We start from the raw sequence: 15,664 nt of genomic DNA, 5'->3' as shown, positions 1-15,664 counted from the left end.
TAGGGCTGACGTCAGTCATACTGGTCACAACCGCGCCAAAGCATTACACTATGCGCCCTGCTTTTCAGCCACTATTTCGCAAGAGCAAGTCGATGACTAAAAAACTCCATATTAAAACCTGGGGCTGTCAGATGAACGAGTACGATTCATCGAAGATGGCCGATCTGCTGGACGCCACCCACGGCTATCAACTGACCGACGTGGCGGAAGAGGCGGATGTGCTGCTGTTGAATACCTGCTCAATCCGCGAGAAGGCTCAGGAAAAAGTCTTCCATCAATTAGGTCGCTGGAGACTGTTAAAAGAGAAAAATCCCGATCTGATTATCGGCGTCGGCGGCTGCGTGGCTTCCCAGGAAGGCGAGCACATTCGTCAACGCGCCCATTACGTCGACATTATTTTTGGCCCGCAAACCTTACACCGCCTGCCGGAGATGATTAATTCCGTGCGTGGCGACCGCAGCCCGGTGGTCGATATCAGCTTCCCGGAAATCGAAAAGTTCGACCGTTTGCCGGAACCGCGCGCAGAAGGCCCGACCGCTTTCGTTTCTATCATGGAAGGCTGCAATAAATATTGTACTTACTGCGTGGTACCGTATACCCGCGGTGAAGAAGTCAGCCGTCCCTCAGACGATATCCTGTTCGAAATCGCCCAGCTAGCGGCGCAGGGCGTGCGTGAGGTCAACCTGCTGGGCCAGAACGTTAACGCCTGGCGCGGAGAAAACTACGACGGCACCACCGGCACCTTTGCCGATCTGCTGCGTCTGGTTGCCGCCATCGACGGCATTGACCGTATTCGCTTTACCACCAGCCATCCGATTGAGTTCACCGACGATATTATCGAGGTGTACCGCGATACGCCGGAACTGGTCAGTTTCCTGCATCTGCCGGTACAGAGCGGTTCCGATCGCGTGTTGAATCTGATGGGGCGCACCCACACTGCGCTGGAATATAAAGCAATCATCCGTAAACTGCGCGCGGCGCGGCCGGACATTCAGATAAGCTCTGACTTTATCGTCGGTTTCCCTGGCGAAACTACCGATGATTTCGAAAAAACCATGAAGCTTATCGCTGACGTCAACTTTGATATGAGCTACAGCTTTATCTTCTCTGCGCGTCCGGGAACGCCGGCTGCCGATATGGTTGATGACGTACCGGAAGAAGAGAAAAAGCAGCGTCTGTATATTCTGCAAGAGCGTATCAATCAGCAGGCGATGGCATGGAGCCGCCGTATGCTCGGCACGACACAGCGCATTCTGGTGGAAGGCACGTCGCGTAAAAACATTATGGAACTGTCTGGCCGTACCGAAAACAATCGGGTGGTGAACTTTGAAGGCACGCCGGAGATGATTGGTAAGTTTGTCGATGTGGAAATTACTGACGTCTATCCGAACTCCCTGCGCGGAAAAGTGGTGCGTACCGAAGATGAAATGGGGCTGCGCGTCGCCGAAACGCCGGAGTCCGTCATTGCCCGTACCCGTAAAGAAAATGAGCTGGGCGTAGGATTCTACCAGCCTTAATCCTGCAGGAAAGGCAATAATGCCCGATGGTGCTACGCCTGTCGGGCTTCCTGGTCATGGCCTGTCGCCCGACGGGCCTTGCAATTTTCTCTCTTCATCCCCATCTTCATTGCAATGCTTGCGCCTTTTCCCTATGGCGTGAATAATTTCCTTAGATGCCGGTAAATGTTCAGCGTCCGGCGATACAGACACAAGAGGAACAGTTTGAATATAGACACTCGCGAAATTACCCTTGAGCCTGCAGACAACGCCCGTCTGTTGAGCCTTTGCGGGCCGTTTGATGACAATATTAAACAGCTCGAACGTCGTCTCGGTATTGAAATCAACCGCCGTGACAATCACTTTAAACTGACCGGTCGTCCGATTTGCGTGACCGCGGCGACAGATATTTTGCGAAGTCTGTATGTCGATACCGCACCGATGCGCGGCCAGACTCAGGATATCGAACCGGAACAAATTCATCTGGCGATCAAAGAAGCGCGGGTGCTGGAACAGAGCGCGGAAAGCGTGCCTGACTATGGCAAAGCTATTAATATCAAAACCAAGCGCGGCGTGATTAAACCGCGTACCCCGAACCAGGCGCAGTACATCGCCAATATTCTCGATCACGATATTACCTTTGGCGTCGGCCCGGCGGGTACCGGTAAAACTTATCTTGCGGTCGCCGCTGCGGTAGACGCCCTGGAGCGCCAGGAGATTCGCCGTATTCTACTGACCCGTCCGGCGGTGGAAGCGGGCGAAAAACTCGGCTTTCTGCCAGGCGATTTAAGTCAGAAGGTGGACCCGTACCTGCGTCCGCTGTATGACGCGCTGTTCGAAATGCTCGGCTTTGAAAAAGTCGAGAAGCTGATTGAGCGCAATGTGATTGAAGTCGCGCCGCTGGCCTATATGCGCGGACGCACATTAAACGACGCCTTTATCATTCTGGATGAAAGCCAGAACACCACTATCGAACAGATGAAGATGTTCCTGACGCGTATCGGCTTTAACTCGAAAGCGGTGATCACCGGCGACGTGACGCAGATTGACCTGCCACGCAACACCAAATCCGGCTTGCGTCATGCCATTGAAGTGCTGGCGGAAGTCGATGAAATCAGCTTTAACTTCTTCCACAGCGAAGACGTGGTGCGCCATCCGGTCGTTGCCCGCATTGTTAACGCCTATGAAGCCTGGGAAGAGGCCGAACAAAAACGCAAAGCGGCGTTGGCGGCGGAGCGTAAGCGTGAAGCCCAGGAGCAGGAACAGAAATGAGCCAGGTGATCCTCGATTTACAGTTGGCCTGTGAAAACCACGCGGGCCTGCCGGATGAAGCTCAGTTTCAACGCTGGCTGGACGGCGTTATTCCGCAGTTTCAGGAAGAGGCGGAAGTCACAATCCGTCTGGTGGATGAGGCCGAAAGCCACGACCTTAATTTGACGTACCGCGGGAAAGATAAACCCACTAATGTTCTCTCCTTCCCGTTTGAAGCGCCCCCCGGCATTGAAATGCCGCTACTGGGCGATCTGATTATTTGCCGTCAGGTCGTGGAGCAGGAAGCGCAGGAACAGAGCAAGCCGCTGGAGGCGCACTGGGCGCACATGGTCGTGCACGGTAGCCTGCATTTGCTGGGTTACGATCATATCGACGATGACGAAGCGGAAGAGATGGAGTCTCTCGAAACGGAGATTATGCTTGCTATGGGCTATGAGGATCCGTACATTGCCGAGAAGATTGCAGAATAGTAGCTTGCCGGATGGCGACGCTTGCGCCTTATCCGGCCTACATTCATGCCTTTTGTAGGCCTGATAAGCGTAGCGCCATCAGGCAAAACATGCCGTCACAGCTGAGTATACGCATGACGAGCTTTGTATTAACTAACATGAGAACCCATACGACGCCATGAGCGACGACAATTCACACAGTAGTGACACAGTAAACAGTAAAAAGGGATTTTTTTCCCTGCTACTCAGCCAGCTTTTCCACGGTGAACCTAAAAACCGCGATGAGTTGCTGGCGCTGATCCGTGATTCCGGGCAGAACGAGCTTATCGATGAAGATACGCGCGATATGCTCGAAGGCGTAATGGACATCGCCGACCAGCGCGTACGCGATATTATGATCCCGCGCTCCCAGATGATTACCCTGAAACGCAACCAGACGCTGGACGAATGTCTCGATGTTATCATCGAGTCCGCCCACTCGCGTTTTCCGGTGATCAGCGAAGATAAAGATCACATTGAAGGGATTCTGATGGCCAAAGATTTGCTGCCGTTTATGCGCAGCGATGCCGAAGCCTTCAGCATGGACAAAGTGTTACGCACCGCGGTTGTCGTACCGGAAAGCAAACGGGTTGACCGTATGCTCAAGGAGTTCCGCTCCCAGCGTTACCATATGGCCATCGTTATCGATGAGTTTGGCGGCGTTTCCGGCCTTGTGACTATCGAAGACATCCTCGAACTGATTGTCGGTGAAATTGAAGATGAGTATGACGAAGAAGACGATATCGACTTCCGTCAGCTTAGCCGCCATACCTGGACGATTCGCGCGCTGGCGTCGATTGAAGACTTCAATGACGCTTTCGGCACCCACTTCAGCGATGAAGAGGTCGATACCATCGGCGGGCTGGTGATGCAGGCGTTCGGCCATTTACCGGCCCGCGGCGAAACCATTGACATTGATGGTTACCAGTTCAAAGTGGCGATGGCCGATAGTCGTCGTATTATTCAGGTACATGTCAGGATCCCGGATGACTCGCCCCAGCCAAAACTGGACGAATAACAGCAATAGTGGACTAAAAATGGCATTTGCCTCGTTAATTGAACGCCAGCGTATTCGCCTGCTGCTGGCGTTATTATTCGGCGCCTGCGGAACACTGGCTTTCTCTCCGTATGACGTCTGGCCCGCAGCGATAGTGTCGCTTATCGGGCTGCAGGCCTTAACGTTTAATCGCCGCCCGCTCCAGTCTGCCGCCATCGGCTATTGCTGGGGACTCGGACTTTTCGGTAGCGGGATTAACTGGGTTTATGTCAGTATCGCGCAGTTTGGCGGCATGCCGGGCCCGGTTAACGTTTTTCTGGTGGTGCTGCTTGCAGCTTATCTCTCGCTGTATACCGGACTGTTTGCCGGGATTTTGTCGCGTCTGTGGCCAAAAACCAACTGGCTGCGCGTCGCTATCGCCGCGCCTGCAGTATGGCAAATCACCGAATTTTTACGCGGCTGGGTGCTGACCGGCTTCCCCTGGCTGCAATTTGGCTATAGTCAGGTCGACGGTCCGCTAAAAGGCCTGGCGCCGGTAATGGGCGTCGAAGCGATCAACTTCCTGCTGATGATGGTCAGCGGCCTGTTAGCGCTGGCACTGGCGACGCGGAACTGGCGTCCGCTGACTGTCGCCGTGATTCTGTTTGCTTTGCCCTTTCCGCTACGTTATATCCAGTGGTTTACGCTGGAACCGGCCAAAGCGACCCAGGTATCGCTGGTGCAAGGCGATATTCCGCAGTCGCTGAAGTGGGACGAAAACCAGCTACTGAATACGCTAAAAATTTATCTCAACGAAACCCGCCCAGAGTTAGGCAAATCACAGATTATTATCTGGCCTGAGTCGGCGATTCCGGATCTCGAAATCAATCAGCAGCCTTTCCTTCGTTCGCTGGACGAGATGTTACGCGAAAAAAATAGCACGCTGATCACCGGTATTGTCGATGCGCGTCTCAATAAACAGAATCGATACGACACCTACAATACGATTATTACGTTGGGCAAGGATAATCCATACAGTTATGACTCGCCCAATCGCTACAATAAAAATCACCTTGTACCCTTTGGCGAGTTCGTTCCGCTGGAATCTATCCTGCGTCCGCTGGCGCCGTTCTTCGATCTGCCCATGTCCTCCTTTAGCCGCGGCCCTTATATCCAGCCGCAGTTACATGCGCACGACTATAAGCTGACGGCGGCAATCTGTTATGAAATTATTCTTGGCGAACAGGTGCGGGATAACTTCCGCCCGGACACCGACTATCTGCTGACGATTTCTAACGACGCCTGGTTTGGTAAGTCCATTGGCCCGTGGCAACATTTCCAGATGGCGCGGATGCGTTCGCTGGAACTGGCGCGTCCGTTGCTGCGCAGTACTAATAACGGTATTACGGCGGTGATTGGCCCGCAGGGCGAAATTCAGGCGATGATCCCGCAGTTCACACGCCAGGTACTGACCACCCACGTCACGCCAACCACGGGGTTAACTCCCTATGCTCGTACCGGCAACTGGCCGCTATGGGTACTGACCGCGCTGTTTGCTTTTGGCGCGGTAGTGATGAGCCTGCGACAACGACGGAAATAATCTCTCCCCAGGCCGGATAGCGCTTCATTTATCCGGCCTGAAAATCCTCCTTTTTCCCCATTCTGGCACGTCTATTGCTTTGTTAAACATGGCAAACCTGTTCTGGCTGCTTGTGCAACCTGGTCGCACCAAAATCGATCATCGGTAGCACCTGAACGGTGCAATGTAGGATTTTTGCCTCTGAACGGTGCGGCGCACTTCGCAAAAATAAACAATATCGCAGCAAAATATTTACAACAAGCCACACTAAATGTTAACAAACACACATAACACTGCACGCGCAAGTTGCAGGCAATAACAACATCACAATAGCTATCAATGCGTCGACGGCGCAGATGATAAAGGAGTTGGATATGCAATTACGTAAGCTAACCACAGCAATGCTGGTCATGGGACTGTCTGCGGGCCTCGCGCACGCAGAAGATGGCGCGCCTGCCACTGGTAGCACCCTGGACAAGATCGCTAAAAATGGCGTGATCGTCGTCGGGCATCGCGAATCTTCTGTGCCCTTTTCTTATTACGACAACCAGCAGAAAGTGGTCGGCTATTCCCAGGACTACTCCAACGCCATTGTGGAAGCGGTAAAAAAGAAACTTAACAAGCCCGATCTGCAGGTGAAGCTGATCCCGATCACCTCGCAAAACCGTATTCCACTATTGCAAAACGGAACCTTCGATTTTGAATGTGGTTCAACGACTAACAACCTTGAGCGCCAGAAACAGGCCGCCTTCTCCGATACGATTTTCGTCGTCGGGACGCGACTGCTGACTAAAAAAGGCGGCGATATTAAAGATTTCCCGGATCTGAAAGGCAAAGCGGTCGTCGTCACCTCCGGGACGACCTCTGAAATTCTGCTGCATAAGCTTAACGAAGAGCAAAAGATGGGGATGCGTATTATTAGCGCGAAAGACCACGGTGACTCGTTCCGCACCCTGGAAAGCGGTCGCGCCGTCGCCTTTATGATGGATGACGCGCTGCTGGCCGGCGAGCGCGCCAAAGCCAAGAAACCGGATAACTGGGAGATTGTCGGTAAACCGCAGTCCCAGGAAGCCTACGGCTGTATGCTGCGTAAAAACGACCCTGAGTTTAAAAAGCTGATGGACGATACCATCGCTCAGGCGCAAACCTCCGGCGAAGCGGAAAAGTGGTTTGATAAGTGGTTTAAAAATCCGATCCCACCGAAAAACCTGAACATGAATTTCGAATTGTCTGACGAGATGAAAGCCCTGTTCAAAGCACCGAATGATAAAGCGCTTAACTAACTAAAACTAAATGGGACGGGACTCCTGTCCTCTCGATTGTCGCTCAGCACGGACAGACTATAAGCCTGATGGTCGTTCCCCATCGGGCCTGAAGCCGCAAATCGCCGGGCAACAATCTTCGAGGGTAGCGCTGCTACCCTTTTTTTTCGGAGTAGATGTATGTCAATAGACTGGAACTGGGGTATTTTTTTACAGGAAGCCCCCTTCGGCAATACCACCTATCTCGGCTGGCTATGGAGTGGTTTTCAGGTCACCGTAGCCCTTTCGATTACCGCCTGGATTATCGCTTTCCTGGTAGGATCTATTTTCGGCATTTTACGTACCGTTCCCAACCGTTTCCTCTCCGGACTGGGCACGTTGTACGTAGAACTGTTCCGTAACGTGCCGCTGATCGTGCAATTCTTCACCTGGTACCTGGTGGTGCCTGAACTGTTGCCGGAAGATCTTGGCATGTGGTTTAAGGCGGAACTCGATCCCAATATTCAGTTTTTCCTCTCCTCAATGATCTGTCTGGGACTGTTTACCGCCGCCCGCGTTTGCGAACAGGTACGCGCTGCGATTCAGTCTTTGCCTCGCGGGCAGAAGAACGCGGCGCTGGCGATGGGGCTAACGCTGCCGCAGGCTTATCGCTATGTCCTGCTGCCGAATGCCTATCGCGTTATCGTGCCGCCAATGACGTCAGAGATGATGAACCTGGTGAAAAACTCGGCCATCGCGTCAACCATCGGTCTGGTGGATATGGCAGCGCAGGCAGGCAAACTGTTGGATTACTCGGCGCACGCCTGGGAATCCTTCACCGCCATTACGCTGGCCTATGTGCTGATTAACGCCGTTATCATGCTGGTCATGAGCCTGGTTGAACGCAAAGTCCGCCTGCCGGGCAACGTGGGGAGCAAATAATGTACGAATTTGACTGGAGTTCGATTATCCCCTCACTGCCTTACCTACTGGCCGGGTTGGTCATCACGCTGAAGATCACCGTCACCGCCGTTATCGTGGGGATAGTCTGGGGAACCATTCTGGCCGTCATGCGCCTCTCAAGCTTTGCCCCTATCGCCTGGTTTGCTAAAGCGTATGTTAACGTTTTCCGTTCCATCCCGTTGGTGATGGTCTTGCTGTGGTTCTATCTGATTGTACCCGGCTTTCTGCAAAACGTGCTGGGACTATCGCCGAAAACCGATATCCGCCTGATCTCCGCGATGGTGGCATTCTCTATGTTTGAAGCGGCCTACTATTCCGAGATTATTCGCGCCGGTATTCAAAGTATTTCCCGCGGGCAGTCCAGCGCCGCGCTGGCGCTGGGGATGACCCACTGGCAGTCGATGAAGCTCATTATTCTGCCGCAGGCGTTTCGGGCGATGGTGCCGCTGTTGCTTACGCAGGGCATCGTGCTATTTCAGGACACCTCTTTAGTTTATGTACTCAGCCTGGCGGACTTCTTCCGCACCGCGTCGACTATCGGCGAGCGTGACGGTACTCAGGTCGAAATGATTCTGTTCGCCGGCGCCGTTTATTTTGTTATCAGCCTGAGCGCGTCGTTGCTGGTCAGCTATTTGAAGAAAAGGACAGTTTAATGATTACCCTGAAAAATGTTTCAAAATGGTATGGTCACTTTCAGGTGCTGACCGATTGCTCAACAGAAGTGAAAAAAGGTGAGGTGGTGGTAGTCTGCGGGCCATCGGGTTCCGGTAAATCCACGCTGATTAAGACCGTCAATGGTCTGGAACCGGTGCAAAAAGGCGAAATTACCGTTAACGGCATTATTGTGAACGACAAAAAAACCGATCTGGCGAAACTGCGTTCCCGCGTGGGCATGGTATTCCAGCACTTCGAGCTATTTCCCCACCTGTCGATCATCGAAAACCTGACGCTGGCGCAGGTGAAAGTGCTGAAACGCGATAAGGCCGCCGCCCGCGATAAAGGCCTGAAGCTGCTGGAGCGCGTTGGCCTGTCTGCGCATGCCAACAAGTTCCCGGCGCAGCTTTCCGGCGGTCAGCAGCAGCGTGTCGCCATCGCCCGTGCGCTGTGCATGGACCCTATTGCCATGTTATTCGATGAACCGACTTCCGCGCTCGATCCGGAAATGATCAACGAGGTGCTGGACGTGATGGTCGAACTGGCGAACGAAGGGATGACCATGATGGTGGTGACGCACGAAATGGGCTTTGCCCGTAAAGTGGCTAACCGGGTGATCTTTATGGATGAAGGTAAAATCGTCGAAGATTCGCCAAAAGAGGAGTTCTTCGCTAACCCCAGTTCCGATCGCGCAAAAGACTTCCTTGCGAAAATCCTGCACTAATCTTCCCGGCGCGCACGTCAGAGTGCGCGCTATCTCACGCTTTACCGCTTCGCTTCTCGAAACGTATCCAGCCGGGCGTTAACCTTGTCACAAAGTACCGCTTACAAGGAGCCACAATGGCACTGCCCATTATTATTGATTGCGATCCGGGTCATGATGACGCGATCGCCCTCGTTCTCGCCCTCGCCTCCCCTGAACTGGAAGTGAAAGCGATCACCTCTTCCGCCGGCAACCAGACGCCGGAGAAGACCCTGCTCAACGTGCTGCGGATGCTGACGCTGCTCAAACGCCCGGATATTCCGGTGGCGGGCGGCGCGGTGAAACCTCTCATGCGCGAACTGATTATCGCCGATAACGTTCACGGCGAAAGCGGTCTTGACGGCCCGGCGCTGCCCGAGCCGTCATTCGCCCCGCAAAGCGGCACTGCCGTTGAGCTAATGGCAAAAACACTGCGCGAGAGCGCACAGCCGGTCACCATCGTCTCCACTGGCCCACAGACCAACGTGGCGCTGCTGCTGAATAGCCATCCGGAACTGCATACGAAAATCGCCCGCATTGTGATCATGGGCGGCGCGATGACGCTGGGTAACTGGACGCCCGCTGCGGAATTTAATATTTACGTCGACCCGGAAGCGGCAGAAATTGTCTTCCAGTCAGGCATTTCGGTGGCGATGGCCGGGCTGGACGTCACTCATAAGGCACAGATTCACGCCGCCGATATCGAACGCTTTCGCGCCATCGGTAACCCGATTTCCACCATCGTCGCCGAACTGCTGGACTTCTTTATGGAGTATCACAAAGACGAAAAATGGGGATTTGTCGGCGCGCCGCTGCACGACCCGTGCACCATCGCCTGGCTGCTGAAACCCGAGATTTTCACCACCGTTGAGCGTTGGGTTGGCGTGGAAACCCAGGGGAAATACACCCAGGGGATGACGGTGGTGGATTATTATTTCCTGACGGGGAATAAGCCGAATGCGACGGTGATGGTCGATGTAGACCGCCAGGGATTTGTCGATTTGCTGGCGGAACGGCTGCAATACTACGCATAAAGCGCAAAGTAGAATCCAGGGATGAATAGCGATGTTTTGGCGTAACAATAGACCTGAAATCAGCCTGCTACAGCACGACGTAGCCCATATTACGTTTTCAGTACGTAACGGAAAAGCATTGCTTCGTCCCTGCGTTATCCACGATCCCGACTCTGACGCCGGTATTCATACGCTCTCCTGGCATGGCTCGCCGCTGATTCGTTTTTACACTGAAGCCTGGTGCCCAACCTGCGCAGAATTTGTTTATGCCGGTTTTAGCAATGATGATGAAAGCGCCGCGCAGTTTTTATCCTCACTTGCCGAGTGGAATCAGCCAGGAGTCGGGTTGAACGAAGCATTTACCGCCCTGACGCCGCTGTTTTCACTCTTTGCCGATGGCTATTACCGGCTGGAAGAACGCGAACTTTATCCCACAGATGGCAACGGACATTTTTTCTGGGCGGTGGGTAACGAAAAACAACCGAATCCCGCGACCACAGGGCAGTGGATTGCTGACGTGGACTATCACTACCAGTCCGGCGAACCCTGTTTTTACTGCCAGGCCAGCCCCCATCGCGATTTAACCCACAACGCGCCGGGTATTACCGCGATAAGCCAGAGAGCCACGCGCTGGCCTGGTATATGAATGACACCTGGCTTTGCGTCCTGCTTGATGGTCACCATAAAGCTACTGCCGCCGCGCTGGAAGGCCGGCCCGTGAAGACCTGGGTCATCAGCCAGCCGGTAGCGGTGTCATGCTACGAGACGCGACAGCAATACCTGCGATTTTATGACGGCGAGCGCCTGGAAGAAGCCCAGTTTCAGCGCCGCATCCCCCTGAAAATACAGTACGAAAAACTACCGCCATCCCTTTGGGAGGATTACTTTACTCGCCATGACGAACGTTATACCCACGTCAACTGGCCGAACGCATTGGCTAACTGCGCAACGCATTATCCCGATCTTGCGGCCTGCGCAGATATTATTGCCGCAGGCGATCTGAGCGAGGCCGGCCTCAACAAAATCATGGCGCAAGGGATCACCGAAGAGGGATTTCCCGCCGTATTGTTACGCGCGCTGTTTTATACCCATTCCCCCTTGTTGATTGATTTTGTCCGTTTTCTGACTCGCACCCCCGATTATGCTTGCCACTACCCGCTGGCGTTTCGTTTACTGGCCCAGAAACGCACGCCACAGGCCGATGCTTTTTTCCTCGATTTCGCCATCAATGATGACGGCGAGCGCCCGGAGTTGACGAACATTATGGATGAATACTTTCGCCAGGCGTGACATTGATAAAGATCACCACGCCAGAGGGTGGTGTTCTTTATTCTATAAACTCTCTTTCCCGATAAATTAAACGCAATGGATAATGCAACGTTAGCGATTGGTATCGATCTCGGCACCACTAATAGTTTAATCGCCGTCTGGCAAGACGGAGCCGCACAATTAATACCTAATAAATTTGGTGAATATTTAACACCATCCATAATTAGTATGGATGAAAATAAACAAATTCTGGTGGGAAAACCTGCCGCAGCGCGTAAAACATCTCATCCAGATAAAACCGCTGCCTTATTTAAACGCGCAATGGGCAGTAATACTCACTGGCATTTGGGTGAAGAGTCGTTTAATGCGCCGGAATTATCTTCGCTGGTTTTACGCTCGCTGAAAGAAGATGCGGAAGACTACCTTCAGCAGCCAATCAAGGACGTCGTGATCTCGGTTCCGGCTTATTTCAGCGATGAGCAGCGGAAGCATACACGCCTTGCCGCTGAGCTTGCGGGGTTAAACGCCGTGCGCTTGATCAATGAACCCACGGCGGCGGCAATGGCTTATGGCCTGCATACGCAGCAAAACAGCCGTTCGCTGGTTTTCGATCTGGGGGGCGGAACCTTTGATGTGACCGTTCTGGAATACGCTACGCCGATTATCGAAGTTCACGCCTCCGCTGGCGATAACTACCTCGGCGGCGAAGATTTCACGCATTTGTTGCTTGATGAAGTGCTAAAACGCTGGAATCTCGATAAATCAGCGTTGACGGATAGCGATCTGGCTGCGCTGTATGCCTGTGTTGAAGCCGCAAAATGCGCCAGCGGCTCCCCGCTGCGCATGAGCTGGCTTTATCAGGAGCGCGTGCTGGAAAGCACGTTTTATGACGATGAGCTGGAAGCCCTGTGGCTACCGTTGCTCAACCGGCTGCGCACGCCCATTGAGCAGGCGCTGCGCGATTCCCGACTCAAACCGGAGCAAATTGACAGCCTGGTGCTGGTCGGCGGCGCGTCACAGATGCCGCTGGTGCAACGCATCGCGGTGCGCTTATTCGGTAAATTGCCCTATCAAAGTTACGATCCCAGCACCATCGTGGCGCTTGGCGCCGCGACTCAGGCCGCCTGTCGCCTGCGCCATGAAGACGTTGAAGAGGTGATCCTCACGGATATCTGCCCCTACTCACTGGGCGTGGAAGTCAACCGACAGGGCGTGCCAGGTATTTTCTCGCCCATCATTGAACGCAATACCACCGTTCCGGTGTCAAAAGTGGAAACGTACTCCACCATGCACCCTGAGCAGGACTCTATCTGCGTCAGGGTATACCAGGGCGAAAGCCACAAGGTGAAAAATAATATCCTGATCGATTCTTTTGACGTCATGCTGAAGCCGAACGGGCACATTCAGGCCATTGATATTCGTTTTAGCTACGATATTAATGGCCTGCTGGAAGTTGACGTGCTGCTGGAAGACGGCAAGAGTGAATCCAGAATCATCAGCCATAATGCCACCTCACTGACGACGCAGCAAATCGACGCCAGCCGCGAGCGCCTGCAGGCGCTGAAAATTTATCCCCGCGATATGCTGATTAACCGGACGTTTAAAGCACAGTTAGAGGAGCAGTGGTCACGCGCGTTAGGCGATGAGCGCGAAATGCTGGGGGAGATTATTACCGATTTCGACGCGGCCCTGCTGTCTAATGATATGCAGCGCGTCGATGACGTGCGCCGTCGCGCCTGCGAATATCTGGGTATTGACGAGCCGAAAGCGCCGTAACGGCGCTTTCACTGCCCCTGTTCAGAAAAAATGGAAGAATCGATTTAACGCGCAGACAATCAACGCGATCAAACCGACAATCTTCATGATTTTCATCACCCCGCCAGATTCCGCCTGACGGGGTGCTTCGGTTTTCGCTTCAGAAGACAATTTTTTCTCAGCCGCCAGCCTGAGCTCTTCCGCCAGCTCCTTTTTGTCGCGAATATCGCCTGGCTTCATGGCGATTTTAGATGACAACGCCTGGGTTATCAGCGCCTCCAGCGGACAGGCTTGCCCCTCCTCCAGCCGGATCAGCAGGCGAAAAAAGGGCTTTTCTTTGGGAAACGCTTCCAGCACCACCTGCTCCGCCGTCCGGTACAGATCCAACAGCGGCGTTTCGGGTTCCCCCTGGGTACTCAGCCGTGAATTTGCCCACGCCATCGCTTTTCGCTTATAAAACAGGGAGTCAACGAATGAACGCCCCAGCGGTGATAACCTACCGCTGTGCAAAATGTCGGCCCACAGTAAACGCGTGCGCGCACTTTCACCGGGGACATATTCGGCATCCGCCATACAGCGCGCTTCGACCGCCATCACCGCCAGCGGGAAGAAATCAGGCCGGTGCTGGCGGCACCAGCCCAGCAACAAGTCGTCCGCCTGCGTGGAGGGATAACGCTGCCAGAAATCGCAAAGATCGGCCAACAGGCTTTCCCCCTCGCCGCAGAGCAAACGCTGTTTGCAAAGGTAATAGTGCGCATCTTCGTTATCCGGCTCCACGGCCTGCCAGCGACGAGCAATATCGACCAGTTCGGCCATGCTCCACTGCTCGGCGCTAAACCAGTGTAATAGTTTACGATGCAGCTGTTTATCATCGGGAATTATCCAGGCGCCCTGAACCTGTAGAGCGTCGGCAAAATGTTCGGGATAAAAGCGCCAGATACGCTCAAGCTTAAAAAAGTAGGCGTCAGTTTGGTCTTGAACAACAAGAGGCAATTTGGCCAGACTTAGCAGATCAAACGCATCGCCCCGCTTTACGGTCTCCAGAAATGCTTCCAGCTCTTCTCCATCAGCATCATCTTCTGCTTCCTGCGGCTGCCAGTTCAGACGCTGCGCCAACAATGCCAGGCAAGACAGCGAGATCGTTTCTGTTTTCATGGCGATGTCGCACAACTGCCAGCGCAGCTTATCTATCTCATCCATTGAACACTGGTTCAATTGCTGAATAAATTTCTGCCATGCCGAGGGCTGAAAGCGATCGCGCTCTGATGCCAGCAATTCCCTGAACGCCACCAGTATTTCATGTTCGTCGCTCACCTCTTCCGTTTTTGCGTCCTCCGCAGGCGAGGCGGCCCAGTGCTGCGCTTCTTCATAGGCCTGGCGCAATCGCTTAAAACCCTGCGGATCGCTCTCAGGGTGGAATGAGGGCAACAGGGCAAGATAAGCCTGACGGATACATTCCAGATCGGTGGTGGGTTCAATGCCCAGGATTTCCCAACAGATATTCATAAATCGCTCACTCCTTTAAGCGTTTCCGGGCATGTCGGTTGTTCGTTGAGCGGACGCCACGGTAGCTGCGCATAATAACTCTCTGTCGTAGAGGCCAGTTCATTAAACATCCGCGCGCCTGAAGCGTCGTACTTTAGGTGGGCGAAATATGCCTGCATGGCGTCCCCTTCGGCCTGCCAGTACAGCCGCCCCAACGAATAGGCGGTAAAATATTGCGTCCAGCCGTCGTAAAAATAGTGCGCCCGCGCATAGATACGCGATTGCAGCCACAGGCTTTCCTCTTCCGTCAGCCATTGATTCAACACCCCCATCCGGCATAAAAACCCCATACGCACATAGTCCCAGGCTTTGATACCGCCGCGACCGCAGCATAGTGCGGTTTCGGCAACAAATCGCGCATAAATCTGGCCCTGCTCGCCAAACTGCGCGGTAAATTCGCGCCATTGGCGAGGAGATAGCGTAAACCAGCGGATATAAAAGGGAGCCAAATCTGCCGCATGACCATCGTCCGTCATCCGATAGATGGTTTGAATAAGATCTTCACGGTTATCAATCCCCCATGAATCGGAGAGATCAAAGTGTGTTTTCCCGGTATACATTGCCGGGGAGAAGTGCGAAGGTTTCGCGCCAATGGCACGACTGTTTAGCACCTCCATCGGCGTGGAGAGCGCAAAAAGTAAATATTGTTCTTCCTTGTCCATATTCGATAT

The 15,664-nt window shown here is 53.6% G+C and carries 13 protein-coding genes and 1 pseudogene; 12 read left to right on the top strand and 2 right to left on the bottom strand.

Translation table 11 applies throughout. The annotated features are described in order from the left end of the window. The first annotated feature begins 92 nt into the window (after positions 1 to 92). From miaB to hscC, 12 genes and pseudogenes are all read left to right on the top strand, one after another. The gene (gene miaB, locus NA986_RS12430) at positions 93 to 1,517 is read left to right on the top strand and encodes a tRNA (N6-isopentenyl adenosine(37)-C2)-methylthiotransferase MiaB (protein WP_001519200.1); all 1,425 of its coding nucleotides are present in this window, start codon (positions 93 to 95) and stop codon (positions 1,515 to 1,517) included. A gap of 204 nt (positions 1,518 to 1,721) precedes the next feature. Continuing rightward, complete coding sequence (locus NA986_RS12425; RefSeq protein ID WP_001018045.1) at positions 1,722 to 2,768, top strand: PhoH family protein; 1,047 nt, start codon at positions 1,722 to 1,724, stop codon at positions 2,766 to 2,768. Continuing rightward, positions 2,765 to 3,238, top strand: coding sequence for an rRNA maturation RNase YbeY (gene ybeY, locus NA986_RS12420; RefSeq protein WP_000084477.1), 474 nt, complete (start codon positions 2,765 to 2,767; stop codon positions 3,236 to 3,238). Before NA986_RS12425 ends, ybeY begins: the two co-directional genes overlap by 4 nt. A 157-nt stretch (positions 3,239 to 3,395) precedes the next feature. Further along, complete coding sequence (corC, locus tag NA986_RS12415) at positions 3,396 to 4,274, top strand: CNNM family magnesium/cobalt transport protein CorC (protein ID WP_001278615.1); 879 nt, start codon at positions 3,396 to 3,398, stop codon at positions 4,272 to 4,274. A 19-nt stretch (positions 4,275 to 4,293) separates the two neighbouring features. Beyond that, positions 4,294 to 5,832 (top strand): apolipoprotein N-acyltransferase, encoded by a 1,539-nt coding sequence (lnt, locus tag NA986_RS12410; protein ID WP_023216385.1) that lies wholly within the window; start codon positions 4,294 to 4,296, stop codon positions 5,830 to 5,832. A gap of 353 nt (positions 5,833 to 6,185) precedes the next feature. After that, positions 6,186 to 7,094 (top strand): amino acid ABC transporter substrate-binding protein, encoded by a 909-nt coding sequence (locus tag NA986_RS12405; protein ID WP_023216384.1) that lies wholly within the window; start codon positions 6,186 to 6,188, stop codon positions 7,092 to 7,094. Positions 7,095 to 7,253: 159 nt separating this feature from the next. Beyond that, complete coding sequence (gltJ, locus tag NA986_RS12400) at positions 7,254 to 7,994, top strand: glutamate/aspartate ABC transporter permease GltJ (protein ID WP_000020930.1); 741 nt, start codon at positions 7,254 to 7,256, stop codon at positions 7,992 to 7,994. Continuing rightward, positions 7,994 to 8,668, top strand: coding sequence for a glutamate/aspartate ABC transporter permease GltK (gene gltK, locus NA986_RS12395; RefSeq protein WP_000272794.1), 675 nt, complete (start codon positions 7,994 to 7,996; stop codon positions 8,666 to 8,668). Before gltJ ends, gltK begins: the two co-directional genes overlap by 1 nt. Continuing rightward, entirely contained in the window at positions 8,668 to 9,393 is a 726-nt protein-coding gene (gltL, locus tag NA986_RS12390) for a glutamate/aspartate ABC transporter ATP-binding protein GltL (protein WP_000631369.1), read from the top strand. Before gltK ends, gltL begins: the two co-directional genes overlap by 1 nt. 116 nt (positions 9,394 to 9,509) lie before the next feature. Beyond that, complete coding sequence (gene rihA / locus NA986_RS12385) at positions 9,510 to 10,445, top strand: pyrimidine-specific ribonucleoside hydrolase RihA (RefSeq protein ID WP_023216383.1); 936 nt, start codon at positions 9,510 to 9,512, stop codon at positions 10,443 to 10,445. Positions 10,446 to 10,476: 31 nt separating this feature from the next. Beyond that, a pseudogene (locus NA986_RS12380) lies at positions 10,477 to 11,714 on the top strand (hypothetical protein). A gap of 75 nt (positions 11,715 to 11,789) precedes the next feature. Next, positions 11,790 to 13,469, top strand: a complete 1,680-nt coding sequence (gene hscC, locus NA986_RS12375) for a molecular chaperone HscC (protein ID WP_000368029.1) — start codon at positions 11,790 to 11,792, stop codon at positions 13,467 to 13,469. Between the two features lie 21 nt (positions 13,470 to 13,490). On the opposite strand, the gene NA986_RS12370 is transcribed toward hscC, so the two are convergent. Further along, complete coding sequence (locus NA986_RS12370; RefSeq protein WP_023216382.1) at positions 13,491 to 14,954, bottom strand: J domain-containing protein; 1,464 nt, start codon at positions 14,952 to 14,954, stop codon at positions 13,491 to 13,493. Beyond that, complete coding sequence (locus NA986_RS12365) at positions 14,951 to 15,655, bottom strand: DUF1266 domain-containing protein (protein WP_023137865.1); 705 nt, start codon at positions 15,653 to 15,655, stop codon at positions 14,951 to 14,953. The genes NA986_RS12370 and NA986_RS12365 overlap by 4 nt, the downstream gene beginning before the upstream one ends. Positions 15,656 to 15,664 lie beyond the last annotated feature (9 nt).

The organism is Salmonella sp. NW177 (assembly GCF_051811585.1).
Classification (GTDB): Bacteria; Pseudomonadota; Gammaproteobacteria; order Enterobacterales; family Enterobacteriaceae; genus Salmonella; species Salmonella enterica.
The sequence above is the reverse complement of the archived record's forward strand: the minus strand, read 5'-3'. Positions and strand labels throughout refer to the sequence as shown.